Source organism: Bacillus sp. LJBS06 (assembly GCF_016924995.1).
Taxonomy (GTDB): Bacteria; Bacillota; Bacilli; order Bacillales; family Bacillaceae; genus Bacillus; species Bacillus stercoris.
The window spans coordinates 1,409,960-1,434,907 of the sequence record NZ_CP070483.1 but is presented as its reverse complement, the minus strand read 5'-3'; the positions used below and the strand labels follow the sequence as shown (position 1 = coordinate 1,434,907).

Below are 24,948 nucleotides of genomic sequence, written 5' to 3'. Positions count from 1 at the left end.
TCGCATAAAGAAGCAGTATTTCCTCAATCACCGCCATCAGTTTTTATCTGCCCATTTTAAATCGATATAGCCGACAGGGTGACGGACAATTCCCTTTACTTGTTCATTTTGCAGGTGAACCTGATTATAAAAATAAATTGGAATGATCGGCGCTTCATTGATGAGCAGCTTTTCAGCTTGATGCATAAGAGAGAAACGTGTTTTTTCATCGGCTTCATTTTTCGCCTTTTGGATCAGCTGATCGTATTCTTTATTGGCCCATCCTGTGCGGTTCATCGAATTTCCCGCTTGGAAGGCTTCCAGAAAACTGATAGGGTCCGCGTAATCAGGTAAAAATGAGCTTTGAGAGAATTGGAATTTCAGCGCTTTTTGATCCTCTAAAAATACGTTCCATTCCATATTGGCCAGCTTTACATCGACTCCAAGGGTATTTTTTAATTTTTGCTGGACAGCCTCGGCAATCTTTTTATGCTCCGGCTTTGTGCTGTAAGTAAGCGTGATCGCAGGAAGCTTATTATAGTTTTCTTCCTTCATCCCCTTTTCGAGCAGCTGCTTCGCTTTGCTTTCGTTAGGCGTGATCAGGTCTCCGCCCGCTTCACGGAAATCTTTGCCGTCGGGCTGCGTAAATCCAGGCGATACAAAGGCGCGCGCCGGTTTTTCATTATTTTTCGTGACGTACTTTACAATTTCGTCTTGATCCACAGCCATCGCAAAGGCTTTTCTGATGTTTTCATTTTGAAATGGCTCCATGTTCACATTAAACCGATAGAAATAGAGACCCGCCTGGTCAACAATATTGACGTTATCCTGATCCATCAGCTGGTCGCTTAACTCTGCAGGGACATAAGCAGTATCAAGTTCGCCTGATTGAAACATCTGATAATCTGTATTTCTGTCACTGACCATCGCCCATTTCACCTTATCAAGCTTTACGGTATCCTTATCCCAATACGTGTCGCTTTTCTCCATAGTGATGCTGTCATCATGCTTCCATTCCGTCAGCTTAAACGGACCGTTCCCAACAAAAGTATCCGCCTCAGCGAACCACTTTGGATTGTCTTTATCGACCTTTTCGTTTACTGGAAAATACGCTGGATTGGAGACGACGCTGAGAAAATATTTTTGCGGTGCTTCCAGCGTAACTTCAAGGGTTCGATCATCCTTTGCCGTCACCTTCACATCGTCTTTTTTCCCTTTCCCGCTGTTATACGCTTCGCCGCCTTCAATAAGATAGCCTAGGAATGCCGATGAAGCGCCTTTTTTCGGATCAAGCATCCGCTTCCACGCGTATTCGAAGTCTCCGGCAGTTACCGGATCTCCGTTTGTCCATTTCGCATTTTCTCGAATCGTAAACGTGTAGGTTTTTTTATCCTTTGATACAGACCACTTCTCCGCCATTGCCGGCTCGGGCTCATTCTCTTTGCCAAGACGCGTCAGCCCCTCCAAGATGTTATTTAACGGCTGCCATGACACATTATTGAAACCGATCGGCGGATCAAATGAAGTCGGTTCATTTTCGTTGTTTAAATAAAGCACCTTTTCTCCGCTGGTTTTTGCCTTATCATGACTGCCTTCTTTTCCGGCCTGTTCATTTGCTGTGCATCCCATCAGCGCAAACGAAAGTCCTAATGCAAGGCCCATACCCCATAGCTTTTTCACTCGTTTCATCCTCTTCCCCCTTTTCATGTTCAACCCTTCGCATCTCCTGACAGCACAGCATGCTCTGCTCGTTGATCCTGCAGCCAGCAGTTGACAGTATGCGAGTCAGATCTGATCGTCTGGGCCGGGTATACCCTGTCACACACAACCATCCTGTTCGGACAGCGGGCGGCAAACGGGCAGCCCGGCGGAGGTGAAAATAAATCCGGCGGTGTTCCGTCAATCGGGGTCAGCTCAGCGCCATCTAAATCCAGCCGCGGGACAGAGCCCAGCAGGCCTTTTGTATATGGGTGCTGCGGCTGATAAAAAATATCTTTTCTTGTGCCGATTTCCGCTATTTTCCCGGCATACATGACTGCGACTCTGTCAGCTACCTGGGCAACGACCCCTAAATCGTGCGTAATCAGAATGACAGACACATTCGTTTTTCTCTGAATCTCTTTAAACAGCTCTAAAATCTGGGCCTGAATGGTTACATCCAGGGCGGTGGTCGGTTCATCCGCAATTAAAATGTCAGGCTCGCAAATCAGCGCCATCGCAATGACAATCCGCTGTCTCATGCCGCCGCTGAATTGATGGGGATATTGCTTTAGGCGCTCTTCGGGATCTGGAATACCGACCAATGACAGCATGGAAAGCACCTCTTTCCGCGCCGCTTTTTTGCCCATTTTTTTGTGGCGCAATAGCGCTTCCCCCAGCTGGTCGCCGACAGTCAGCGTCGGGTTTAACGCCGTCATCGGGTCTTGAAAAATCATAGAAATGTCGGCTCCCCTTATGCTTCTCATTTCTTTGTCAGAGAGACGGCAAAGGTCTTTGTTTTTAAATAGAATGCTGCCGTCTGTCACCTTCGCCGAATAAGGCGGAAGCAGGCCCATGATGCTTTGGGAGGTAACGCTTTTGCCGCAGCCGGATTCGCCGACGATCGCAAAGGTTTCTCCTTTATACAAATCAAAGCTCACCCCTCTGACCGCCTGAACCGTCCCGCCGTAAGTCGTAAAAGACACGTGCAGATTTTGGACTGACAGAACTTTTTCCATACAGCTACCTCCTCAGCTTAGGGTCAAGCGCATCCTGCAATCCGTCCCCCAGCACATTAAACGCATACATCGTCAGAGATATGAAAAAGGCCGGAAAAAACAGGCGCCACCAATGCCCAGATAAAATCGTAGGCAGGCCGTCATTCGCCATCACGCCCCAACTTGCAAACGGGGCCTGTATGCCGAGGCCGAGAAAGCTTAAAAATGATTCTGCGAATATAGCGGCAGGTACGGTTAATGTCATTTGTACGATGATCGCTCCCATAGTATTCGGCAGCAAATTCTTCCGTATGATGCGAAACGTTTTCGCGCCAAAGGTTTTCGAGGCGAGCACATATTCATAATTTTTAATCTGAAGCACCTGGCCTCTTACAATTCTCGCCATGCCGACCCATCCGGTCACAGTCAGCGCCACAATAATCGTGCCCAGTCCCGGCCCCATGAGCACCATCAGCAAAATGACAACAAGCAGGTACGGCAGCCCGTACAGCACTTCGATAATCCGCATCATAATGCTGTCAATCCTGCCGCCTTTATAGCCGGCAACGCCTCCGTAAATGACACCGATCACAAAATCAATCAGCGCTGCCATCACGCCGACAAATAACGAAATTCTCGCGCCATACCATGTTCGGGTAAACACATCCCGGCCGAGTTCATCGGTGCCGAACCAATGATCGGCTGAGGGCGGAAGATTTTGTTCGGTCAGCGATTGGCGTACGACACTATGAGGCGATATAAAGGGCCCGATAACTGCCATGACAAAAAGAAATAATAGAATAAAGAGTCCGGCCATCGCTAATTTATTTTTCTTCAGCCTCCTCCAGGCATCCTGCGTGTATGACAAACTCGGCCGCTTGACCGAATCGGCTTCCCGATTTTTTTCCTGATTTGAGACAAACCACTCATCCGGCACCTGAATGTGCTGTTCTGGCTGGCGTTCATCCGTTTGTACAGGGAGATTCACACGCTTCACCCTTTCTTATGCAGTTTAATGCGGGGGTCTAAGAGACCGTAGGCCAAATCGACCAAAAACAGCATGATGATCAGAATGACGCTGTAAAAAACGGTCGTTCCCATAATCACGGGATAGTCCCGCTGATTAATGCTTTCCACAAAATATTTTCCCATTCCCGGAATGGCAAAGATTTTTTCAATGACAAAGCTTCCTGTTAAGATGCTGGCGACGAGTGTGCCCAGGACGGTAATGACGGGCATGAGTGCATTTCTGAGTGCGTGTTTCACAATAATTTTGAGCGGGGAAAGCCCTTTTGCTTTTGCTGTGCGGATATAATCCTGAGTCAGAACTTCGACCATGCTTGACCGTGTCAGCCTGGCAATGATCGCCATTGGCCCTACAGCAAGCGCTGCGGTCGGAAGCACCATATGAATCGGGCTCGTCCATGTGGCAGCAGGAAATAGTTTGAGATTGACTGCAAATTGCTGGATGAGCAATGTTGCGAGAATAAAATTCGGGATGGAGATGCCAAGTACCGCAAGACTCATCGCAGCGTAGTCCAAAAAGCCATTACGGCGGAGCGCAGCGATTACGCCCAGTACCAGCCCAGAAATCACAGCAATGACAATCGCCGTCATTCCAAGCTCAAAGGAAACGGGAAATCCGCGTTCCAGCATGTCATTTACGCTGTCGGATGGTTTTTTTATTGAAGGTCCAAAATCGAATGTAATGATGGATTTTAGGTAGATGATGTATTGGAAAATGAGAGGATCGTCTAAGTGATAGTAGGCTTCGAGATTTTTTTGAACGGCTTCATTTGTGCCTCTCTCCTCGTTAAAAGGAGATCCGGGAATGACCTTCATGAGAACAAAAGTCAGGGTGGTAATCACCAAAATCGTAGCTGCCATTGCCCAAAAACGCTTTATCATGTATCGTGCCAAAGCCTAAAACACCCCTTTAGCAGAATGATGTCCGCATCGCAAGCTCAGTCATGACAAGCATCGCCTGATAGGCTTCAAGCATGTCCTTCGCCTGAAATTGAACGGTTGTGGTTCCCGTTTTGATTTCCGTTCCCGGCATCAGATTCGCCCATTCTGCCTGGCCGTAATTGGCGAATTCAATGCTCAGAACCGGCCTGTCAGGCGGTGTAAGCGGTTTGACCTTGTCCTTGTTTTGCAGGGCAAATGCGGTTTTTTCTGTCAACAGCCGTCCGGCTTTCGCAGGCGACAAGCACTTCACTGCAGATCTTGAAATCGTTTGTTTGACCGCGGCTGTCGTCACGTTCGGAATGAGCTCTTCCGCTTCCTTAGCCGCCCGGTCATCCCCGGCCACCATTAATACAGGGACATCATAATAACCGGCAACGTATGCATTTAGCCCAAGCTCACCGACAGGCCGATCGTTTATGTAAAAATGACGGACACCGAAAATCATGCTGTGTGACATGACACCGGGAGTCGAGGCTCTCGCATGATAACCAAGGAACAAAGCGCCTGTAAACGTATCATCCAGTCCCTCAACCATAGAAAATGGTTTGACGTCACCGGAAATCAAATCTGCTTCAGGGTGAAGCTTTTCAACCATCAGATTATTCATCTTCGAATGACTGTCATTGACCAGCACCTCGGTACACCCGCTGTTAAATGCTTCGGCAATACAGTAGTTTGCTTCTTCAGTCATAATGAGCCGCCCGCGTTCATAATTACGCTTGCCGGAATCCACAAAGGTATCGTCCGGAAGACCCGAAATACCTTCCATATCTACTGACAGGTACAATTTCATAACGCTCCTCCTTTTTTACTAAATTATGAATATTCTAACAAATTATATTAAAAAAAGAGGAAAAATGCAATATAACTGGGGAAAATCTCGACCATTCAGTGATAAAAAAGAATCCTCTTGCAAGGATTCATGTCTGTTTTTCTGTCTGTTCTGTAAGCAGTTCATATTTTTTCAGCGTTCTTTCAAACACTTGATCAAAAACGTCCGGCACAGAGGCGCGTATCACCTCAGCTCCCTCTCCCGTTATTCCGCCTTTCGTTGCAACACGTTCCAGCGTTTCCTTGAAAGACATATTTTTTTCGATCAGCAGCTTACCAGTTCCGTATAGTGAATGAATCAGAAAATCAAAGGCTTCTTCTTTGGACAGGCTGCTGTTTCTGACGGCAGACAGTGCCAATTCTTCAAAGATTGCAGCTATGAATCCCGGTGCCGAGCTCGTTAAATTGCTGGCCGCATCAACATTTGATTCTTTGATTTCTCGTACACGGCTGAAAACCGATAACAATTCATTTAGATGCTCTTTCTTCTCCGCAGCTAGTGCTTCACTGTGAACGACAAGTGAGATGCCGGCTTCTGCTTCGGACGTAATAGCAGGAATAACACGTGAGATACCCGCTTCTGTTTCTGCCTCCAAAAGACGCAGCGGCACACCGGCAGCTATGGATACGATGTGAGTATTTCTGTTCACATACGGGTGCAGACGGCGCATTGTTTCGATGACATGGAGCGGCGGGACGCATATCAAAATCAATTGGCATGTATTTGCCCAATTCTCCAGCGAATCAGCAGATACGTTTGGATAATCTGACATGAGTGCCTGCAGCCGCTCTCCCTTCGTTCTCGTTTCAATAAATAGTTCATTCTCTTTTATTTGTCCATGCTTTAACAGCTGTCTGGCGATCATATCCGCCATGCTGCCATAGCCAATCAATCCAATCTGTTCCATCGACTCAGTCCTTTCATATACAATAAGAAGTGTACCGTTTTCCGCACTTTTTCACAATTTCCCATAATCTTTTCATTTTTATCCCACAGTTTTTGTTTATGATAAACTCAAGTCATAAACCTATCATAAATAGTAATGTGAAAATAGAGAAACGGAGTGAACATAATGGATAACTATCGTGATGAAAACAGAACGGAAGGTAATGAGAATGAGGTCTTTTTAACAAAAGAGAACGATCAGAGCACCTCCTACTCAGCACGCAATGTCATTCATGATCAGGAAAAGAAAAAACGAGGGTTCGGATGGTTCAGGCCGTTGCTTGGCGGAGTGATCGGCGGCAGTCTCGCCCTTGGCATTTACACGTTTACACCGCTTGGCGACCATGATTCTCAGGACACTGCAAAACAATCATCCAGCCAGCAGCAAACGCAATCTGTTACTGCTAAAAGCACGTCCTCTGAATCTAAAAAAAGCTCATCAAGCTCAAGCAGCTCATCTGCATTCAAGAGCGAGGACTCTTCTAAAATCTCAGATATGGTAGAAGACCTTTCACCAGCAATAGTCGGCATTACAAATCTTCAGGCACAATCAAACAGCTCTTTGTTCGGCTCTGGCTCATCCAGTTCCAGCTCTGATTCCAGCGAAGACACAGAAAGCGGTTCAGGGTCTGGTGTCATTTTCAAAAAAGAGAATGGCAAGGCTTATATCATTACAAATAACCACGTCGTAGAAGGAGCATCTTCACTGAAGGTATCTTTATATGACGGCACTGAAGTGACAGCAAAGCTGGTAGGCAGTGACTCGTTAACTGATTTAGCTGTCCTCCAAATCAGTGATGATCATGTCACAAAAGTGGCAAACTTCGGCAATTCATCTGATCTCAGAACAGGCGAGACCGTTATTGCGATTGGGGATCCGCTTGGAAAAGACCTGTCCCGCACGGTAACACAAGGAATTGTAAGCGGCGTGGACAGGACGGTTTCAATGTCTACTTCAGCCGGCGAAACGAGCATTAACGTCATTCAGACAGACGCAGCAATTAACCCAGGTAACAGCGGCGGCCCTTTGTTAAATACAGACGGCAAAATTGTCGGCATTAACAGTATGAAAATCAGTGAGGATGATGTTGAGGGTATCGGATTTGCCATTCCAAGCAATGACGTAAAACCGATTGCTGAAGAATTGCTGTCGAAAGGGCAAATTGAACGTCCATATATCGGTGTCAGCATGCTTGATCTAGAACAAGTGCCGCAAAACTACCAAGAAGGCACACTCGGCCTGTTCGGCAGCCAGCTGAATAAAGGTGTTTACATCCGTGAGGTCGCTTCAGGCTCTCCTGCTGAAAAGGCTGGATTAAAAGCGGAGGATATTATCATCGGCCTAAAAGGTAAAGAAACCGATACAGGCAGTGAATTGCGCAATATCTTATATAAAGACGCAAAAATCGGTGATACCGTTGAAGTGAAAATTCTCAGAAACGGCAAAGAAATGACGAAAAAAATTAAACTCGATCAAAAAGAAGAGAAAACTTCGTAAGAGATAAAGCCTCGGGCCGCAAAATTCGGCCTGAGGCTTTTTTAATAGACAAAGACCTAACTGCTCTATGAAACTTTCTGGCGAGATATCCGTATATCATACAGACTGACATCATTCGCATCAAGATGCTAGAAACATCGTTTGCTAGGAGGTATAAACATGAAAACCGCGGGATTGAGTATGATCTGCGCAGGATTAGCTTTTCTTTTGCTGAGCTTTCTTCTCTCTGAATCGACGTTGGCATGGGGAGTTGTACTGGGTGCCAGTATTCTATTAAACGTCACTGGTACAGCAGTGATCATGCGTTTCTTAAAAGCCCCCCAATATAATAGCTGACATACGGCAAAGCCTAAGACGAAAACGGTTAGGCTTTGCCGTTTTTCTTTCAGCGTGAGTGAACCGAAGTACAAGCCCGAAATCTCTTCCGCCTTCTCTTATTCCATATATCTATTCGTATTTTTCACTTTGATCGGCAGAACATAAAAAACCCCTGCCCGTTAAGACAGAGGTTTTAAGGTTATGACATGTGCTGGTCTCTATAGAGTCTTTTATTTTCAATCCCGTACGATTTCTGTACGATGTAAAGTGGCCGGTCTTTGGCTTCATCATAGATTCTGCCGATATATTCGCCGATCATGCCGAGAATCAGAAGGATAATGCCGCTGAACAGGAGCTGGATCACAATAAGTGATGACCAGCCGGTAATCGTGCTGTCTGTGAACAGCTTCAAATACAGTACGATAAACATATACAGAAATCCTGCGCCTGACATTAAGACCCCGACATAGCTTGCCAGCTTCAGCGGTTTATGTGAAAATGTCGTAATGCCGTCCATTGAAAGCTTCAGCATTTTCTTAAGCGGGTATTTCGTTTCTCCAGCAAGCCTTTCATCACGTACATACTCAACTGCCGTTTGTTTGAAGCCTACCCAGCTGACGAGTCCTCGGACAAAAGGGTTTTTTTCCTTTAATTTTTTCATTTCATCACAGACTTTTCTGTCCATGAGGCGGAAATCCCCGGTATCAATCGGGATATCTATATCTGTCATGCTGCTGAGAAGCCGGTAAAACATGGCCGCTGTCTGTTTTTTGAAAAAGGTTTCCCCTTTTCGTTTTGTACGTACGGCGTATACGACCTCATAGCCTTCCTTCCACTTTTCAATCATGTCTAAAATTAACTCAGGAGGGTCCTGCAAATCGGCGTCAATGACGGCGATGGCATTCCCCTGTGCATAATCCATACCCGCTGTAATCGCGATCTGGTGCCCAAAATTCCTTGAAAAGTCTATAATCTTTACTCTCGGATCGATCAGGCTGTACTCTCTTAAAATCTCAACACTGCGATCTTTGCTGCCATCATTGACGAAAAGCAGCTCGTAGTTTTCCTTCGTTTGATCCATGACCTCTTTTAAGCGCTGATAGGTTTCATGAATGACAAGCTCTTCGTTATACACAGGTACAACAATTGAATATTGAATATGTCTGCTCATGTTTTTTCCTCCTATTCATCAGCATTTAGTTCGTATAACGTTGCTGACTGGTTCATTCCGCCAGGTCCGCCGCCCATTTTGCCGGTTTGACCTGAAGCCTTGCTGTTGCTTGAAGTATCAGCTGAATCAGTATCTTCTGTTTTTTGATCAGAACTTGATTGCCATTTTTCTGATGCTACTTCTTTTCCATTTTTCTCAACCCATTCGACAATGTCATTGTTTCCGCCTTTCCCCATTCCTGAAGCCAAGAAGTATTTCACTTTTCCTTCTTTTACGAACTTTTTAAATTGAGTCAGCGTGATCGCCGGGTCAGAACCGCTGTATCCGCCAATAGCCATGACAGCTTTTTTCGTTTTAATGATATATGGCGCCGCTGTGTTCGAATCGGTTGTGGCGAATAGGTATTCAGCTCCGGCGTTATTCTCCTCTAGATATTTGATCAGTTTTTCATTTACAGTCGCATCAGACATTCCCATGCCTTTTCCGCTCATTGATGCGAGCTGAGGGCCTGTTTCAGGCAGTGAACTGTTGCCACCGTACAATAGCGGTGTGCTTGCCCAATATATCGGCATCACCAGCAATGCGAGAAGAGCTACAAGCGAAGTATAATAACTGATCGGTTTTTGGCGCTGTTTGAACAGCAGCAAAGCAATCGCTGACAACACGCCTATAACCCCTACCCCGATACTCCATCCAACACCGATTTGATCGTTGTAGTTTCTGAGAATAAACAATTCAAATCCAGTTGTCGCAATGATTGCGCCTGGCAGAAGCCATGATTTCCAGCCTGTCTGATTGCGGTACAGATGAACAAGGGCAACCCACCCCGCACCGACAAGAGCCGCAATCGGCGGTGCCAGCATGATGAGATAATAATGATGGAAAAATTCTGCGACACTGAAGAATCCGGCAATCGGTACAAGCCACGCTACCCAGAACACCGTTTCCTTCTGCTCTATAGATAATCTTCTTCTTTCTCTCGCGCCAGCGATCAGTAAGCCTGCGATTCCAAAAATCGCAAATGGCAGAAGCCAGCTGATTTGATCAGATAACTCTGTTTGGAAAAGCCGCAGTGGACCAGGTGTTCCCGTTCCAAACATTCCTGAACCTGATTGCATTTTTGAGCCGGTTCCTGTTCCGCCTTTCCCTCCGTCTCCGCCAGGTCCTCCTTGGCCGCCATCTCCACCGCTTGGAGGTCCTCCTTGACCGCCGTTTGGCATTTCTCCTCCGCTTGGCATTTGGCCATTGGATGGAGGTGCCGCCATATTTCCATTTGAGGATTTGTCATCACTTGATGACTGATTAGGCGGTGCTTGAGTGTTATCAGAAGAAGACATTTCTTTTGAAGCGTCTTTGTTTGGCGCACCCTGGCCGCTGCCGGAATTTTGGCCTGTCAGCCGCTGGATTCCGTTATAACCAAAAGCCAATTCCAGCACAGAGTTGGTTTGGCTGCTTCCGATATAAGGCCGCTTGCTTGCAGGGATATTGTCAACAATGAGCGGCCACGATAACGAAACGGCTGCTAATACGGCTAACGCACTTACCAGCGAAATGATTTTTTTCTTCATCGTAGCGTTTGCCGCAATCAAATAGAATAATAAGAAAGCCGGTAAAATCATGTAAGCCTGCAGCATTTTTGTATTGAAACCTACTCCAACAACGAAAAACGCTGCTAACAGCCAGATCAGCTTTCCTTTTCTGATTGCTTTAAAGAGAAGCCATGTAGCAAGCAATAAGAAAAATACCAGTAATGCATCAACATTGTTTGTACGTGCTACAGCTACAGCAATCGGTGTACATGCCATGATGAAAGAGGCAATTCTTGCTGCCGTCTTACCGAATGTCGGTTTTATTAACAGATACATTAAAAGGACAGAACCTACACCAGCAAGTGCCTGAGGCAGGATGACGCTCCACCCGTGCATACCGAATATAAGTGCGCTGATGGTTTGTATCTGGAACGTAATAGGCGGTTTATCAACCGTTATAAACCCCGCCGCGTCGAATGAGGCATAGAAAAAATTATGAAAGCTTTGCATCATACTTGTGACTGCAGCGGTGTAATAAGGATTCACCGTATCATCATTCCAGATGTTATAGATATTTAAGAATGCAGATGCGAGCAAAATGAGGATGAGGACGATATCCAGCTCGCGTTTTTTCTTTTCCACGTGTTTTTCACTCCTTTTTGTCTAACTTGGAAATAGTGTAACAAGCAAATATGAATAAACTATTAATAAACAAAGACAATATTTTTGCCGAGGCCATTTCATGCCAATCATCCTAGATACAGCTGATCTCAAGCCATTTCTCCCAACCGTAATCTGATATTTCATTCCAATGGGTGATGCTGTTTTACCAAAATAAAAAAGCCCTCCGGCGGCGCCGGAAGGCAAATGAATCACAATTTATTGGATCGGTTTCAATTTCGCTTCAATTTCAGCTCTTCGATGCTCAAGATATGGCGGAAGAGCGATCGTTTGGCCAAGCTCATCAAGATTTTCATCTACCATAAAGCCCGGTCCGTCTGTTGATAATTCGAACAAAATGCCGTTCGGTTCTCTGAAATACAGCGCCTTGAAATAGTAGCGCTCAACAATGCCAGAATTGCTAAAGCCTTCCCGGCTGATGATCTGATGCCACCCGGCAAGTTCTTCTTCATCTCTTACCCGAAATGCAACGTGGTGAACACTGCCTTTTCCTTGGCGCTCGCGCGGAAGATCGTTTCTTTCTATTAAATGGATTTCCGTTGCCGCACCGCCTTCACCTGATTCCAAAATAACAGCGGTTCCTTGTCCTCCAACTGGTTCACGGCTGATTTCTGTAAATCCAAGAATATTCGTCAGCACGTGTAAGGTTGGTTCGGCATATGGCACAGTCAGTTCAACCGGCCCTAATCCGCGAAACGAAAATTCTTCCGGAATGCCGCTCTGTTTAACAGGCAGGCCATATCCTTTTCCTTTCTCATCAGCAGTCAGCACAAGCCGCTGCCCTTCATGATCTTGGAATGCCAATATGTCACGTCCGGCTCTTTTTGAGATGCCGCTGTGCGCCACTTCGTGCTCTTCAAAACGTTCTTTCCAGTAATGGAGAGCTTCTGTACTTGGGACGCGCAACCCAATAGAAGAAATACTGTTTGTTCCCGCATGAAATGGTGCAATGCGGGGAATCTCGAAAAACGTCAGCTCAGTTCCCGGATTTGCCACTTCATCTCCGTAGAACAGATGATACATTGTTGGTTCATCCTGGTTGACGGATTTTTTGACGAGCTTTAATCCTAATACTTTCTTATAGAAATCCAAGTTTTTTTGTGCGTCGGCCGTTAATGCCGATACATGGTGAATGCCGTTGACTTTCATATGCTGTCCCTCCAGGTTATTTTATCTCGATTTCGAGATATCATATCATAGTTATCTATTTATTGTTCTAATAACAAGGTATTTTATTCGCAAGGGAAAGTCAACATATCAGCTTCACCGACGGTTCGTTCATTTTCTGACTTCTGCCTCTTCTCTGATCCGTCTAAAATTCCTCTGCAGAAAACACGAACTTTATAAAAAGAAATAATGCGATTCATTCGTTTATAGATTGTTGAAAGAGACGTTTCCACCGTTTTTTCAACTGAACGAAAAGCAAATATCGAAAATCAGAAAATTTATTTTATTTCACTTTTCTAAAATAGGGTTTACAATATGAAAAAATAGATTCTTCATCATGAAGCTTCAACACCATAGGAGGTTACGGACATGCATACTGAAGACAACGGTTTGAAAAAAGAGATAGGCCTCTTGTTTGCCCTTACTCTTGTCATCGGAACCATTATCGGCTCTGGTGTTTTTATGAAGCCCGGCGCTGTGCTTGCTTATTCAGGTGATTCAAAAACCGCGCTTTTCGCCTGGCTGTTAGGCGGGATTTTAACGTTGGCAGGCGGTTTGACAATCGCGGAAATCGGAACGCAGATTCCAAAAACCGGCGGGCTTTATACGTACCTTGAAGAAGTGTATGGCGAATTTTGGGGATTTTTGTGCGGCTGGGTGCAGATTATCATTTACGGTCCGGCGATTATAGCCGCGCTGGGTTTATATTTTGGCTCTTTAATGGCGAATCTTTTCGGCTGGGGATCTGGATTGTCAAAAGCAATCGGAATTATAGCAGTTCTCTTTTTATGCGTCATTAATATAATCGGTACAAAATACGGCGGCTTTGTCCAAACGCTGACAACGATCGGTAAACTGATTCCGATTGCATGCATCATCATCTTCGGCCTTTGGAAAGGTGATCAGCACATCTTCACAGCAGTAAACGAAAGTATTTCCGATATGAACTTCGGAGCGGCCATTTTGGCTACACTATTTGCGTACGACGGATGGATTCTTCTGGCCGCTCTAGGCGGAGAAATGAAAAATCCCGAAAAGCTGCTGCCACGCGCAATGACGGGCGGATTATTAATCGTAACAGCCATCTATATTTTCATTAACTTTGCATTGCTTCACATCCTGTCTGCGAACGAAATTGTCACACTAGGCGAAAATGCGACAAGCACTGCTGCCACCATGCTGTTCGGTTCAATTGGCGGAAAGCTGATCAGTGTCGGAATTATCGTCAGCATCTTTGGATGTTTAAATGGAAAAGTACTTTCTTTTCCGCGTGTTTCATTTGCAATGGCGGAACGCAAACAGCTTCCATTTGCTGATAAGCTTTCACATGTACACCCGACATTCCGCACACCATGGATCGCGATTTCCTTCCAGATTGCTTTGGCTTTGATTATGATGCTGATCAGCAACCCGGATAAGCTCTCTGAAATCTCTATTTTTATGATCTACATTTTTTATGTGATGGCCTTTTTTGCGGTGTTTATTCTCCGCAAGCGAACAAAGGGAGAAAAGCGCGCCTACAGTGTTCCGCTTTATCCATTCATGCCGATTTTGGCCATCGCAGGCTCCTTCTTTGTATTAGGCAGCACACTCATTACAGATACAATGAGCTGCGGATTATCCATCCTCATCGGCCTTGTCGGACTGCCTGTTTATTACTGGATGAAAAAACGAAAAGCAAGCTGATAAAACGGTTCCCTTGTTTAGGGAACCGTTTTTTGGTGAAACAGAAGATAAAAGTTGACAGGAAAAACACAACTTTTGATATACTTTTTACGTTAAGCAGAAAGATTTTGCAAACTTGGGTCGGTTTTTTGAATCGAAGTAGGTCAAAATAAGGGGACATGATTTGCAGAAAAAGTCAAGCCGTGTTTTTTTCGACTTTACCTGTTTTTTTTCGACAAAAGGCTATATAATAATTTGATGTGTGCATTGTCTCATTCAAACTATGGAGGGTTTTTAATGATAAGAAGAAAAAAAGATAAGTTCTCACTCCTTTTAACAGAAATTGCAAAGAACATAGACGAAACTGCCGAATATTTTGTGAATTTTAAGGTCACAAACCAAACGACGCTTAAAGAATTCGCAGATACGTTAAAGGAATATGAAACAAAAGGTGACAATCATGTTCATGTCATGATTAAAGAGCTTAATAAAGCGTTCATCACTCCTATTGAACGCGAAGATATCCTTCAGCTGACAAACAGCCTGGATGATGTGCTTGACGGAATCGAACATTTCTCTGCCATGATGGAGATTTTCTCAATTACCTCATCTGACGAGCATATCGATAAATTCAGCGGATACATCAGAGAATGTGCGAAAGAAATTTTAATTACAATTGAACTGCTGGCAGAAAACCGGTTAAAGGATATTCAGCCTCACGCTATCAAAATTAAAGAGTATGAGCACAGCTGTGACAACCTGCACAGAAAATCATTAAAGAATCTTTTCGGAAATGAAACAGATCCGATTAAAGTTATTCAATATCGTGAAATTTATGAAACGCTTGAAGAAATTGCCGACTCTTGCCAAAGTGTTGCCAATAATCTTGAAACCATCATTATGAAAAACGCGTAACGAGGGGTAAAAATGGATATTCTATTCATATTAACAATACTAATAGTCATTTGTGCTCTGGCGTTTGATTTCATCAATGGGTTTCATGATACGGCGAACGCTATTGCGACTTCGGTATCAACAAAAGCGCTGAAACCGCGCCATGCCATTATCATGGCGGCTGTAATGAATTTTATCGGAGCAATGACATTTACAGGTGTTGCCAAAACCATTACGAAAGACATTGTAGATCCTTATACTCTGGAAAATGGCTCTGTCGTAATTCTGGCCGCGCTAGTCGCTGCGATTGCCTGGAACCTTATCACATGGTACTACGGCATCCCAAGCAGCTCGTCCCATGCCATCATTGGAGCTATTGCCGGAGCAGCCGTTGCGGCAGCCGGATTTACTGCGTTAAATTATAAAGGCTTCATTAAAATCATTGAAGCATTGATCTTTTCACCGATTATCGCTTTTGTCCTTGGTTTTATTTTATACAGTATCGTCAAGCTGATTTTCAAAGACAGCAATTTGGCGAAAACAAACAAGCAATTCCGCAGAGTGCAGATTGTAACAGCTGCCCTGCAATCGTATACGCACGGAACAAACGATGCGCAAAAAGCAATGGGAATTATCACAATGGCTCTCATCACAGCGAATTTACATACTTCTTCTAACGATATTCCTACCTGGGTGCAATTCGCCTGCGCGACAGCCATGGGTCTAGGAACATCAATCGGCGGCTGGAAAATCATCAAAACCGTTGGCGGAAAGATCATGAAAATTCGCCCGGTAAACGGGGTTTCCGCTGACTTAACCGGGGCAGCCATTATTTTCGGCGCTACATTTATTCATTTGCCGGTCAGTACAACCCACGTCATTTCTTCATCAATTCTTGGCGTCGGTGCGTCACACCGAGTAAAAGGCGTAAACTGGGGTACGGCCAAGCGAATGCTCATTACATGGGTCATTACGCTTCCGATTTCAGCGACACTTGGTGCCATCGCCTACTTTATTTTAAATATGATTTTTTAATGTCACACCGCTTCTGTCAAAGGAGCGGTTTTTTTGATGGAAGAGGAAAACCATCCGGATCTCTCGAATACAATAAGCAGAACCTATTTCAGATGTGAGGGAGTCGAGTATGGTTTTATTCTTTCAGATCATGGTCTGGTGCATTGTGGCTGGACTGGGGTTATACGTGTATGCCACGTGGCGTTTCGAAGCGAAGGTCAAAGAAAAAATGTCCGCCATCCGGAAAACATGGTATTTGCTGTTTGTTCTGGGCGCTATGGTATACTGGACATATGAGCCCACTTCCCTATTTACCCACTGGGATCGGTATCTCATTGTCGCAGTCAGTTTTGCTTTAATTGATGCTTTCATCTTCTTAAGTGCATACGTCAAAAAACTGGCTGGCAGTGAGCTTGAAACAGACACAAGAGAAATTCTTGAAGAAAACAACGAAATGCTCCACATGTATCTCAATCGGCTGAAAACATACCAATACCTATTGAAAAACGAACCGATCCATGTTTATTATGGAAGTATAGATGCTTATGCTGAAGGCATTGATAAGCTGCTGAAAACCTATGCTGATAAAATGAACTTAACGGCTTCTCTTTGCCAATATTCGACACAGGCTGATAAAGACCGGTTAACCGAGCATATGGATGATCCGGCAGATGTACAAACACGGCTCGATCGAAAGGATGTTTATTACGACCAATACGGAAAAATGGTTCTCATCCCTTTTACCATCGAGACAAAGAACTATGTCATCAAGCTGACGTCTGACAGCATTGTCACGGAATTTGATTATTTGCTATTTACGTCATTAACGAGCATATATGATTTGGTACTGCCAATTGAGGAGGAAGGTGAAGGATAATGGAACGTGCGTTTCAAAACGGATGCGAGCCCAGAGCGGCCAAACCGTTTAAAATCCTGAAAAAACGTTCAACCACCAGTGTCGCAAGCTATCAAGTCAGTCCGCACACAGCAAGAATCTTCAAAGAAAACGAACGGCTGATTGACGAGTATAAACGAAAAAAAGCATGATCACACTAAAAGGACAAGAGAAAACAGCTCTTGTCCTTATTCCTTTTCTTAATGGGTTACATATAATAAATACAAACAGAGGATAATGTCAGGTGATACAGTGAAAAAATTGGTGAGGCGTGTGAAGTTTGTTGATTACGGTAAGTTTGGGCTTTCCGGATACTCGCTTCGGGTGAGGGAGCGCAGTGCAGGAATTTTAAAAAAGTTAAAGAAGAAAAAATAAATCCCGGAACCAGCTCCGGGATTTTTATGGTCTGTGATCAGCTTAATTGCGCTGCGATCTTGGCTTTCGTCGCAGGCCCGTAAATACCGTCAGCAGTCAGACCGTTAACAGACTGAAAACGTGCGACTGCGTCAGCTGTTTTCGGGCTGTAAATGCCGTCAATTCCGTTGTTGACAGCGCCTTTATCAGGGTAAAAATACAGAGCCGCAAGTGCTCGTTGCACCTGAAAGACGTGTTCTCCTGAGGTATAAGGTGTTGTCAATTGAATGATACCATCAGGGAGAGGATAGAGCTCTGGTTCTTCAGCGGACGATGGCGCACTTACAATTAATACTTGACCAACCTGAATAAGATTCGGATCTTCGATATTGTTCCACTCTTGCAGCTGAGCAACCGTAACACCGAATGCTTTCGCTATCGATGTGAGTGTGTCACCTTGTTTCACGACGTAAGTTTGGCTGCCGCCTCCCCCAATTCCTGCTTTGAACGAATCCCACGTATCTAACAATTTTCGCGGACATTCCTTACCTGACCAATACTTATGAGGGACGACATTGGCAAGACTGATATTATGTTCAGCCATTAATGTTTTGATGAGCAACTGGGCATTTGCTGTTGCTTTTGCAAAATCTCCATCAGTATTTTCGCAAATTTCAATACCGATAGAAGCCCGGTTGCCGCTGCCATTTCCGTCTCCCGCATGCCAGCCGTTTTCATTCAAAGGCAGATGCTGATAAATTTCTGTATCATCAACTGTAAAATGCCAGCTTGTCGTCGTATCAGGATTTTTCAAATAGCGGGCATGGGCCGCAGCATCCGCCCCTACTGCAGTATTCGCTGTATTGTGCACCGTAATGTAAAGCGGCGTCATTGCGTAGCCTGGACGGTTATTTGCGCCGACCGGAATAAAGTCTTGGATAATGTTAACCATTTTCATCTCTCCTTATTTTGTCAGATTATTGTCTCTTAACAAGTCACGCTGCTTTTTCCCTTTTTCTGTTACATAGTTGTTTTTAAACCAAGCGGCAAGTGTCGTTCCAATTGTAAAGGCAATGGAACCGGCTGAATAAAGAGCGTCAGCGAGCTGATTGACCTGCTCCTCCTGAATGTCCAATGGTGATTTGCCGAGCATCAACATGGTCTGGTTGATTAAAGCAATTAAAAGAAGCACCGTCCTGATGACCGTGCCTTTGTCAAACGTGTTCATGAAAATCCCCCTTTAATGCTGCAGCAGGCTGTACATAATGGCGATGGCTCCGCCAATGATGCCTGTAGACACTGCTGTAATGATGGCACCTGTGATGGTGCGTTTGATCCACGTTGTGTTTTCTTCAATTTTGTTTAATTTTTCGTTCAGCGTCATGATTTGCTGGCCTTGACGGTCAGACACGCGTTCTAATGCGGAAACCCTCTGCTCAAGCGCTTTGTGCTCGCCTTTCATGTCTGCTAAATCCTGCTGAAACACATTCACATCTGCCTCTTGCTGCATTACTTACTCCTCCTTCACATGCAGATCACCTCCCTTCCGAGGGCCAAAACTGTTATGAAACAGCGGTCCCTTTTACCGAAAGAGTACCGCCGGTGACACTGACGATCTCCATGATGATCTCCTTAAACCCTTTAATATCAAAGGCCCACGCCTCAGCTTTTCCTAATGTACTCAATGCAGAGCTGGAATCATCAGTTTTCACGCCTCTGATCGGTAGTTTCTGTCCTGACACCGATTTTCCCCAAAATTTGACTTCGCTCATTTCCGCTGTGCCGTATACTTCAACGAGTAAATGCCCGGCACCGTCAACAGGTAAAGCAGCACCCTCGCCGGCGGACTCTGCATTTTCATGAAAGACAAAGTCAAATGTTTTGCGAGACTCCACTTTCAACCGTCCATCGTGTATTTGATTCTCCTGAAAGTCAATCTGCAAAGGCGTATTTCCTTTGACACGCACATCCATCTCACCAGCACCGACTGATTGGTATAATACAAACTCTGATTGCTGAAGATTCCCGTTCACATAGCGGAAGCGGTAATAGCGTTTAGAAAGGTATACCCAGTCCGTCGCTGTCAGGACACCTGCTGCGACATTAACGGATGCTGTCGTCGTCCAAACATTGTTGTTGTCACTTTCTTCTATAAAGAGCGTACCTTCACGATCTGCATACGCCCAGCCCTTCACTTTCGAAATCAGAACTGCGCCAAGCCTGTCCTGCCCGAGCTGGCTGTATGCCTCAGTCGCCTTTAAGGAAGCATTTGTTAAAACCTCCGCTACACCCGACAAATTCGAAACAGGTGTCACAAAATCATTTTTTCCTCCTCGATAGGGCTTTACAGCTCCGGCTTTTCCAGTCTTATCGAGAGGAAATTCATATTGATACTTCACCATTTTCATCCTCCTTTGATTTAAAAAAAGGCAAAATAAAAAAGCCTTTACATGGCTTTACCGGTAATTTCTTTATACTGATCAGCTGTAATCAGCTTTTTGTTCACACCTTCTGCAAGATCCTCAATAGAGCAGTCTTCATATGCTAAGGCCTGTTTCACCATATCCATTGTCGCCCACTCATAATAGAGGGCAAGCACCCAATAATTCATTCAGCATGATCTCCTTTCAAAGAAAGTACGGAAAGCTTTATATCTGCCAGCTCGCTTCCCAACGTTTTGTTCAACTCTTCAAGCTGCTTGCGTGCCAGCTTCTCCTGCGACAACTCCTGAGCGAGGAGCTCCACCTGATCAGGCGGCTCGTACGGCGGGTTTTTTTGCAGCTCCTCCCACCAGGATTCGAGTTCTTTTTGCGTTGGGATGGGGGCGCGCAGGTTCCACTCAGCTATATAAGATCCATTCCCGTCATTTTGAACGATAAAATCTTTTGTTGGATCTGCACTGGGATATTTATACAATATTGCTTCTGCGATCATCGTTTTTCCTCCTGTTCTTATACTGTAGGATAGTTAAGCCCTCCAAGTTCTTGAATATCTATATAGTTGTATAGCTCGTTATAATCGGATACACCTCTTCTATCATCACCGCTATAATTGCAATAGCAATAGATCTCTATATAATCACCTTTGTTCATAGGAACGGTTACAGTACCATTTAAGTCAAGGTTCATTTCACTTTCCTTATCATTAAAGTCCCCTCTCAAATGGTCAATTGGTTTATACAATGATCCATTTAGATATAGTTTCAGATGAAAATTGATGTATGCCGGTGTATTTATCATATACAGCCCAACTCCCACTAAAAACATTCCATCATTAGGAGCAACAAATCTACTATTTTTTGTATCAAAAGCATTGTGACTATCTTTTCTTTTGCGGTTAAATAGAATTTTTGTATGGTTTTTTTTATCCAAATACTGTATGCCTGTAGTTCCTATATTTGCGTGAGCAAATCCAGAAATTTTCTGCCAAGCCGTCCAGCCGGATCCGCTCCACCAGTGCCGTATCCATGTACCAGTATTATCAAAATAATTACCTGATTCATTTCCAGTCCCATAAAAATATTGAGTAAATCTATAATCATGATATTTCTCATTTTTGACGATTCCATAACCAAGTGGATAACCTGTAGTATTTCCTTGACCAATATCCATTAGTGTTAACCCCGGAGGATATTCATTCCCTCCAGTTCTTGCGTCTTGAATTGCACTAGAGCCTGTAAGTACAGTTAACTTTTGATTTGTATAATTTGTGTCAACATAGTTTTTAGCATCAGCCAGCGCTTTATCTGCTTTGGTTTGAGCACTTGCCTCAGTCTCGATCTTATTCCAACCTTTAAACACGCCGTCTGTATGGATCGTTGCCGTCCAATAGGTTCCGTCATAACTTTTAGAGGCCAAAATTGTTTTTCGCCCGCCACTCCCTGTTTCGATTACATCATAGTTATACCATGATCCATCTCCTGAAACAGGATTGTTTATTATGACATTCCCTAATGCATAATAAAAGCCAGATGGCAGCGTTAATAAGTCAGTTCCATCTGGGATTTTAGTTCGGCAGCCTTGAGTATCAGTTAATTTATATAATTGTGCATTATTCCATTTGTCTTTATCAGATTGTGTTACATGGATATCTGTTTTATTGGCATGTTCATCTATCTTTGACTGCGCATCCGTTGTAGACTCAATTTGATACCAATTGATCGCACTATCGTTAGCGTTATAGAAAAACCACCAAGCGTTACCTCTCACATCCACAGCATATCCAATGCCTATTCCTAGCTGACCGACCAATTGCATACCTCGAAGACTTGTGTTTGACGGGTTATCTGTGACCGCGTTTGTTCCATAGAAAGTAACAGTCCCAACATCTTTGAGCGAATCATAAAAAGAGCCAGATGACAGGTTAATCTTTTGTGTCCCGTTATCGGCAGTTACTTTAAATAACTGTCCCGAATTCCATTTGTCTTTATCACTTTTATTTACATGTATTTCAGTTTTTTCTTCATGGCTCCTCACCTTAAATTGAGCGCCTTCTGAAGTTTCTAATTGAACCCAATCAGTCCAGCCGGAATCATTGAGGGTTTTTCGCCATGTACCTCCTTCATAATCCATTGCCAAAGCTTCTCCATAAGATTTGTAGCCAATATACAATCCTCTAGTGGCAAACGGTGGGGTATTGATTCCCGTCTTATCAGTATAAAAGAAAAAGGTTTGATCCAATTCTTCCACAACCTTGTGAAAATCCAGAGCGTTTTGGATGCTTGCTAGATATTTTCCTTTTTCATCAGTTAACTTAGTTAATTGTGCGTTGTTCCACTTTGTTCTCTCACTGGATGAAATGTGTATGTTTTCATCTGAAATATGCTTGTCAAAATCCTTCTTAGCCGCCTGCTGTACATTATCAACATTCCCCAGCCCGATTTGCGCCTTTGTTGTGTTGTGGGGGTTGTTCATGTCGTTTTTGTGGGCGGCCAGGTCTGTGTGGGCGTCTTTTATGCCTTTTTCCCAGCGGTTGACGTCGTCTTCGTTGATGGGGTCGTCCGGAAGCCAGTCTGTTTTTTCTTCGTATGCCATGTTTACACCACCTCAAAAGTAAATCTGAAATCGAGTGTTCTGTTTTCGCTGACGTCCAGGTCAGTCTTTCTCTCTGTGATCACATTGCCCAGCTCGTCAAAAATTTGTACCGTTTCAATATGCTTGATGTCTTCCTCACGTTTTGTCAGGACGGTGACTGTCGCTCCGTCAATGGCGAGCTCTACTATTTCTGTTTTTTGGCCGTTGAGCAGCACGTGATCAATTCTGCTTTTCAGATCTGCCGCTGTACGTTCTCTGTATATGGTTGAAATCAAGTTAAAACCACCTCATTGTTGTTAAGGGTGACAGAATAACCGACCTTCAGCTCACTGGCTGTTCGGTATCTGCGGTGATTCAGGATGACTGTGTCTTTGATTTGCAGCGCCTCGTTCAATCCGCCTCTGAGCGTATACGCCAAATGAGCGGGCTTCATGTTTTCTATCGCTTCGATCAGCTCATTCATGTGCTGAAGGTCATCAACATTGATATCCACGTTAAAGCGGTATTCGCCGGGAAGCAGACGAACCTGTGCAGACGGGTTTTTCAAGAAACGGTTCACCGCCTGCTCAATGGCCCTGTATGTGATTGGCGGGATGTTCGACATTTTGGAAATGAGCCGCAATCGTCTGATCTCATCAGTGTCACCAGATTCCCGCGGGACGTTTAAAATCTTTTCCCAGCGGCTGAGCCCCCATGTCGCCGTCGGCACGAATAGCTGATCCGTCAGATCAAATATGCTGTTATTCTGTTTGTCAAACTCAGGCGCTTCCGCTTTTAGCAGCTCAGCCATTTCTTTAAGGCTGGTGAGAAACGGCGGCAGATAAGCTCTCATGTCATCTTGTTTGCTCAATAATCTTCACCTGCCCAAGCTTAGGGATTTCCACGTCGCTCAGCACCAGATTTTCAGACGTGCCGTTGATTTGAATATTGGAGTAGTCACTAACTGACGGCGAATTATAGACAATATTGTTAATTTGAGAAAGACGGATGACGTTGTCTTCAAACGCCATTTTCTTAAAGAGATTTAAAACGCCTTCCTCAATTTCTGACTTCACTTCATCAATTGAGTGATTGATCTCTGGCAGCACCTCGGCAGAAATCTCAACTTCCTTCCAGACCGCGCTTTCCACTGTGACTACGGCTCCGATTGGCGCCTGTCCCTCTCCCTGCCCTGGTTCAGGGTCGATATAATCTTTCACTTTTTGAATTAAAATAGGAGAAGCGGGCTCAAGATTCGCATTCGTGACGACAATTTTGACCGTGCCTTCACCGTTCCAAAGCGGGAAGATCTTTGCCTTCCCCACACCGTCCACTTCTTCAGCCCACTCCTTATAATGCATTTTATTGGCACTGACGGCCTCACGCCGAACCCTTGTAAAATACCGTTCCCGCAAGCTGTCATCTCCTTCTTCCTCGCGTCCCGGAATCAGGATTTCTTTGACAATGGCCGTTTCTAAACCGGGAATGGTATCCAATGATAGTAAAGTGCGCCCGGTCAGGTTGGCATTTCCCGCTTCACCAGGTGTTTCACAGATGAGCGTCCCGTCTGCCGTATATTGAAAATAAAGATTATCGACGTAAAAGCGGGAGCCGACAGGAATAGTAACTCCAGATGTAAACTCTCCCGCTCTGACCGCTTTTGTCGCGGCTGTCCGTTCAATTCCCGCTTCCGCTGCACGCCTGTCTAAAAATTCGCCTTGCGCGGTATCAGAAAAAACTAGCTCAAGAACAGTATCCAGCCATATATAAGACTTCGCAAGCTCGGCCGCCGCCGGGGCTAACGCATTATAAATGACGCTGCCTTCTCTTGTGTCAATATCTGCAGAAATGCTGTTCAGCATACGCTCCATAATCGCTTCAAAAGTCTGATCTTCAAACATCTTTGCCAATCACCTCCTCAATCTCAAGCGTTCCTTCATCCGTCTCCACCACGAAGGACACATGAAACGCGTCGCCTTGTTTTTCAATCTCAAAATCTGTTACAGCCGATATCCGGTCATCATAAACCAGCGCTTCTTCTATCAATCTCGGAATCTCCATCTTTTTATACGCATCAGTCGTTTCATAATCTGTCAGCACGTCCTGAAGCTCATTTCCGACATTATGGCTGTATACGGAATACGCGTAGCGTTCTGTCTGTAAGGCGATATAGACGAATTGCCTGATCGCTTCAAGACCGGTAATCAGCTCATTCGTAATTCTTCCATTTTCAAAATCTATTTTGTACGTTTGCGAGGTTTCAATGACTTCGCTCTCATCTTCAAAATCCTCAAACTCTACTTCTGGTGTCAGGGCCATGATGCCCACTC

Annotated in this window: 28 protein-coding genes and 1 pseudogene; 8 read left to right on the top strand and 21 right to left on the bottom strand. The window is 44.7% G+C overall.

Annotated features, from left to right (window positions below):
- Window positions 1–36 precede the first annotated feature (36 nt).
- From dppE to proG, 6 genes are all read right to left on the bottom strand, one after another.
- Window positions 37–1,686, bottom strand: a complete 1,650-nt coding sequence (dppE, locus tag JQX68_RS07430; protein WP_082033051.1) for a dipeptide ABC transporter substrate-binding protein DppE — start codon at window positions 1,684–1,686, stop codon at window positions 37–39.
- 2 nt (window positions 1,687–1,688) lie between these two features.
- Window positions 1,689–2,696 carry a dipeptide ABC transporter ATP-binding subunit DppD gene (gene dppD / locus JQX68_RS07425; RefSeq protein ID WP_040083349.1) on the bottom strand — a complete coding sequence of 336 codons (1,008 nt, stop codon included), beginning with the start codon at window positions 2,694–2,696 and terminating at the stop codon, window positions 1,689–1,691.
- A 4-nt stretch (window positions 2,697–2,700) separates the two neighbouring features.
- The gene (gene dppC / locus JQX68_RS07420) at window positions 2,701–3,663 is read right to left on the bottom strand and encodes a dipeptide ABC transporter permease DppC (protein WP_014663678.1); all 963 of its coding nucleotides are present in this window, start codon (window positions 3,661–3,663) and stop codon (window positions 2,701–2,703) included.
- Between the two features lie 5 nt (window positions 3,664–3,668).
- Window positions 3,669–4,595: a dipeptide ABC transporter permease DppB gene (dppB, locus tag JQX68_RS07415; RefSeq protein WP_071576634.1), complete on the bottom strand. Its 927-nt coding sequence runs from the start codon at window positions 4,593–4,595 to the stop codon at window positions 3,669–3,671.
- 16 nt (window positions 4,596–4,611) lie between these two features.
- Entirely contained in the window at window positions 4,612–5,436 is an 825-nt protein-coding gene (gene dppA / locus JQX68_RS07410; protein ID WP_040083350.1) for a D-aminopeptidase DppA, read from the bottom strand.
- A 127-nt stretch (window positions 5,437–5,563) separates the two neighbouring features.
- The gene (proG, locus tag JQX68_RS07405) at window positions 5,564–6,382 is read right to left on the bottom strand and encodes a pyrroline-5-carboxylate reductase ProG (protein WP_069149461.1); all 819 of its coding nucleotides are present in this window, start codon (window positions 6,380–6,382) and stop codon (window positions 5,564–5,566) included.
- Between the two features lie 165 nt (window positions 6,383–6,547).
- On the opposite strand from proG, the gene htrA reads away from it, so the two are divergent.
- Window positions 6,548–7,918 (top strand): serine protease HtrA, encoded by a 1,371-nt coding sequence (htrA, locus tag JQX68_RS07400; protein ID WP_014663674.1) that lies wholly within the window; start codon window positions 6,548–6,550, stop codon window positions 7,916–7,918.
- A gap of 159 nt (window positions 7,919–8,077) precedes the next feature.
- Window positions 8,078–8,254, top strand: a complete 177-nt coding sequence (locus JQX68_RS07395; protein WP_052438167.1) for a hypothetical protein — start codon at window positions 8,078–8,080, stop codon at window positions 8,252–8,254.
- Between the two features lie 181 nt (window positions 8,255–8,435).
- Here JQX68_RS07395 and JQX68_RS07390 read toward each other — a convergent pair whose 3' ends face one another.
- From JQX68_RS07390 to JQX68_RS07375, 4 genes and pseudogenes are all read right to left on the bottom strand, one after another.
- On the bottom strand, window positions 8,436–9,407 hold the full coding sequence (locus JQX68_RS07390) for a glycosyltransferase family 2 protein (RefSeq protein ID WP_205440613.1): 972 nt from the start codon (window positions 9,405–9,407) through the stop codon (window positions 8,436–8,438).
- Window positions 9,408–9,418: 11 nt separating this feature from the next.
- A complete protein-coding gene (locus JQX68_RS07385; RefSeq protein ID WP_147771804.1) occupies window positions 9,419–11,578 on the bottom strand; it encodes a glycosyltransferase family 39 protein in 2,160 nt (719 codons plus the stop codon).
- 7 nt (window positions 11,579–11,585) lie between these two features.
- Window positions 11,586–11,731: pseudogene (locus JQX68_RS07380) on the bottom strand (hypothetical protein).
- Between the two features lie 84 nt (window positions 11,732–11,815).
- A complete protein-coding gene (locus tag JQX68_RS07375) occupies window positions 11,816–12,766 on the bottom strand; it encodes a ring-cleaving dioxygenase (protein ID WP_134975631.1) in 951 nt (316 codons plus the stop codon).
- Between the two features lie 387 nt (window positions 12,767–13,153).
- Between JQX68_RS07375 and steT the strand changes: the two genes are divergently transcribed.
- The 6 genes from steT to spoIISC all read left to right on the top strand — a co-directional run bounded on the left by steT (window position 13,154) and on the right by spoIISC (window position 17,627).
- A complete protein-coding gene (steT, locus tag JQX68_RS07370; protein WP_136654611.1) occupies window positions 13,154–14,470 on the top strand; it encodes a serine/threonine exchanger in 1,317 nt (438 codons plus the stop codon).
- Window positions 14,471–14,746: 276 nt separating this feature from the next.
- Window positions 14,747–15,364 (top strand): DUF47 domain-containing protein, encoded by a 618-nt coding sequence (locus tag JQX68_RS07365; protein ID WP_003218470.1) that lies wholly within the window; start codon window positions 14,747–14,749, stop codon window positions 15,362–15,364.
- A 12-nt stretch (window positions 15,365–15,376) separates the two neighbouring features.
- The gene (locus JQX68_RS07360; protein WP_014663667.1) at window positions 15,377–16,378 is read left to right on the top strand and encodes an inorganic phosphate transporter; all 1,002 of its coding nucleotides are present in this window, start codon (window positions 15,377–15,379) and stop codon (window positions 16,376–16,378) included.
- A 109-nt stretch (window positions 16,379–16,487) separates the two neighbouring features.
- Window positions 16,488–17,234: a toxin-antitoxin-antitoxin system toxin SpoIISA gene (gene spoIISA / locus JQX68_RS07355; protein WP_095431469.1), complete on the top strand. Its 747-nt coding sequence runs from the start codon at window positions 16,488–16,490 to the stop codon at window positions 17,232–17,234.
- Window positions 17,234–17,404, top strand: coding sequence for a three component toxin-antitoxin-antitoxin system antitoxin SpoIISB (gene spoIISB / locus JQX68_RS07350; RefSeq protein ID WP_003239095.1), 171 nt, complete (start codon window positions 17,234–17,236; stop codon window positions 17,402–17,404). The genes spoIISA and spoIISB overlap by 1 nt, the downstream gene beginning before the upstream one ends.
- A gap of 85 nt (window positions 17,405–17,489) precedes the next feature.
- Complete coding sequence (spoIISC, locus tag JQX68_RS07345) at window positions 17,490–17,627, top strand: three component toxin-antitoxin-antitoxin system antitoxin SpoIISC (protein WP_136654612.1); 138 nt, start codon at window positions 17,490–17,492, stop codon at window positions 17,625–17,627.
- Window positions 17,628–17,664: 37 nt separating this feature from the next.
- Here spoIISC and JQX68_RS07340 read toward each other — a convergent pair whose 3' ends face one another.
- From JQX68_RS07340 to JQX68_RS07290, 11 genes are read right to left on the bottom strand one after another with little or no spacing between them, the layout of a single operon-like run.
- Entirely contained in the window at window positions 17,665–18,558 is an 894-nt protein-coding gene (locus JQX68_RS07340; RefSeq protein WP_205440612.1) for an N-acetylmuramoyl-L-alanine amidase, read from the bottom strand.
- 12 nt (window positions 18,559–18,570) lie between these two features.
- Window positions 18,571–18,834 carry a phage holin gene (locus tag JQX68_RS07335; protein WP_003232653.1) on the bottom strand — a complete coding sequence of 88 codons (264 nt, stop codon included), beginning with the start codon at window positions 18,832–18,834 and terminating at the stop codon, window positions 18,571–18,573.
- Between the two features lie 12 nt (window positions 18,835–18,846).
- Window positions 18,847–19,116 (bottom strand): hemolysin XhlA family protein, encoded by a 270-nt coding sequence (locus JQX68_RS07330; RefSeq protein ID WP_205440611.1) that lies wholly within the window; start codon window positions 19,114–19,116, stop codon window positions 18,847–18,849.
- 52 nt (window positions 19,117–19,168) lie between these two features.
- Window positions 19,169–20,008, bottom strand: coding sequence for a phage-like element PBSX protein XepA (gene xepA / locus JQX68_RS07325; RefSeq protein ID WP_040083359.1), 840 nt, complete (start codon window positions 20,006–20,008; stop codon window positions 19,169–19,171).
- Between the two features lie 44 nt (window positions 20,009–20,052).
- Window positions 20,053–20,217: an XkdX family protein gene (locus tag JQX68_RS07320; protein ID WP_040083360.1), complete on the bottom strand. Its 165-nt coding sequence runs from the start codon at window positions 20,215–20,217 to the stop codon at window positions 20,053–20,055.
- Complete coding sequence (locus JQX68_RS07315; protein ID WP_014663662.1) at window positions 20,214–20,540, bottom strand: XkdW family protein; 327 nt, start codon at window positions 20,538–20,540, stop codon at window positions 20,214–20,216. Before JQX68_RS07315 ends, JQX68_RS07320 begins: the two co-directional genes overlap by 4 nt.
- A gap of 17 nt (window positions 20,541–20,557) precedes the next feature.
- A complete protein-coding gene (locus tag JQX68_RS07310; protein WP_205440610.1) occupies window positions 20,558–22,639 on the bottom strand; it encodes a terminase in 2,082 nt (693 codons plus the stop codon).
- 2 nt (window positions 22,640–22,641) lie between these two features.
- Window positions 22,642–22,914, bottom strand: coding sequence for a hypothetical protein (locus JQX68_RS07305; RefSeq protein WP_003232665.1), 273 nt, complete (start codon window positions 22,912–22,914; stop codon window positions 22,642–22,644).
- Window positions 22,911–23,489 carry a YmfQ family protein gene (locus tag JQX68_RS07300; protein ID WP_148342973.1) on the bottom strand — a complete coding sequence of 193 codons (579 nt, stop codon included), beginning with the start codon at window positions 23,487–23,489 and terminating at the stop codon, window positions 22,911–22,913. The genes JQX68_RS07305 and JQX68_RS07300 overlap by 4 nt, the downstream gene beginning before the upstream one ends.
- On the bottom strand, window positions 23,473–24,519 hold the full coding sequence (locus tag JQX68_RS07295) for a baseplate J/gp47 family protein (protein WP_205440609.1): 1,047 nt from the start codon (window positions 24,517–24,519) through the stop codon (window positions 23,473–23,475). The genes JQX68_RS07300 and JQX68_RS07295 overlap by 17 nt, the downstream gene beginning before the upstream one ends.
- Window positions 24,512–24,937 carry a DUF2634 domain-containing protein gene (locus JQX68_RS07290; protein ID WP_205440608.1) on the bottom strand — a complete coding sequence of 142 codons (426 nt, stop codon included), beginning with the start codon at window positions 24,935–24,937 and terminating at the stop codon, window positions 24,512–24,514. Before JQX68_RS07290 ends, JQX68_RS07295 begins: the two co-directional genes overlap by 8 nt.
- Window positions 24,938–24,948 lie beyond the last annotated feature (11 nt).

Bases quoted from the DNA above. Each gene is read 5' to 3' on its own strand.
- JQX68_RS07310 (WP_205440610.1), bottom strand. From the start codon at position 22,639: ATGGCATACGAAGAAAAAACAGACTGGCTTCCGGACGACCCCATCAAC.
- spoIISC (WP_136654612.1), top strand. From the start codon at position 17,490: ATGTCAGGTGATACAGTGAAAAAATTGGTGAGGCGTGTGAAGTTTGTT.
- steT (WP_136654611.1), top strand. From the start codon at position 13,154: ATGCATACTGAAGACAACGGTTTGAAAAAAGAGATAGGCCTCTTGTTT.
- JQX68_RS07295 (WP_205440609.1), bottom strand. From the start codon at position 24,519: ATGTTTGAAGATCAGACTTTTGAAGCGATTATGGAGCGTATGCTGAAC.
- spoIISB (WP_003239095.1), top strand. From the start codon at position 17,234: ATGGAACGTGCGTTTCAAAACGGATGCGAGCCCAGAGCGGCCAAACCG.
- JQX68_RS07290 (WP_205440608.1), bottom strand. From the start codon at position 24,937: ATGGCCCTGACACCAGAAGTAGAGTTTGAGGATTTTGAAGATGAGAGC.
- spoIISA (WP_095431469.1), top strand. From the start codon at position 16,488: ATGGTTTTATTCTTTCAGATCATGGTCTGGTGCATTGTGGCTGGACTG.
- proG (WP_069149461.1), bottom strand. From the start codon at position 6,382: ATGGAACAGATTGGATTGATTGGCTATGGCAGCATGGCGGATATGATC.
- htrA (WP_014663674.1), top strand. From the start codon at position 6,548: ATGGATAACTATCGTGATGAAAACAGAACGGAAGGTAATGAGAATGAG.
- JQX68_RS07315 (WP_014663662.1), bottom strand. From the start codon at position 20,540: ATGATCGCAGAAGCAATATTGTATAAATATCCCAGTGCAGATCCAACA.
- dppA (WP_040083350.1), bottom strand. From the start codon at position 5,436: ATGAAATTGTACCTGTCAGTAGATATGGAAGGTATTTCGGGTCTTCCG.
- JQX68_RS07395 (WP_052438167.1), top strand. From the start codon at position 8,078: ATGAAAACCGCGGGATTGAGTATGATCTGCGCAGGATTAGCTTTTCTT.
- JQX68_RS07335 (WP_003232653.1), bottom strand. From the start codon at position 18,834: ATGAACACGTTTGACAAAGGCACGGTCATCAGGACGGTGCTTCTTTTA.
- JQX68_RS07375 (WP_134975631.1), bottom strand. From the start codon at position 12,766: ATGAAAGTCAACGGCATTCACCATGTATCGGCATTAACGGCCGACGCA.
- JQX68_RS07320 (WP_040083360.1), bottom strand. From the start codon at position 20,217: ATGAATTATTGGGTGCTTGCCCTCTATTATGAGTGGGCGACAATGGAT.
- JQX68_RS07330 (WP_205440611.1), bottom strand. From the start codon at position 19,116: ATGCAGCAAGAGGCAGATGTGAATGTGTTTCAGCAGGATTTAGCAGAC.
- JQX68_RS07390 (WP_205440613.1), bottom strand. From the start codon at position 9,407: ATGAGCAGACATATTCAATATTCAATTGTTGTACCTGTGTATAACGAA.
- JQX68_RS07360 (WP_014663667.1), top strand. From the start codon at position 15,377: ATGGATATTCTATTCATATTAACAATACTAATAGTCATTTGTGCTCTG.
- dppD (WP_040083349.1), bottom strand. From the start codon at position 2,696: ATGGAAAAAGTTCTGTCAGTCCAAAATCTGCACGTGTCTTTTACGACT.
- xepA (WP_040083359.1), bottom strand. From the start codon at position 20,008: ATGGTGAAGTATCAATATGAATTTCCTCTCGATAAGACTGGAAAAGCC.
- dppE (WP_082033051.1), bottom strand. From the start codon at position 1,686: ATGAAAAGGGGGAAGAGGATGAAACGAGTGAAAAAGCTATGGGGTATG.
- JQX68_RS07365 (WP_003218470.1), top strand. From the start codon at position 14,747: ATGATAAGAAGAAAAAAAGATAAGTTCTCACTCCTTTTAACAGAAATT.
- JQX68_RS07340 (WP_205440612.1), bottom strand. From the start codon at position 18,558: ATGGTTAACATTATCCAAGACTTTATTCCGGTCGGCGCAAATAACCGT.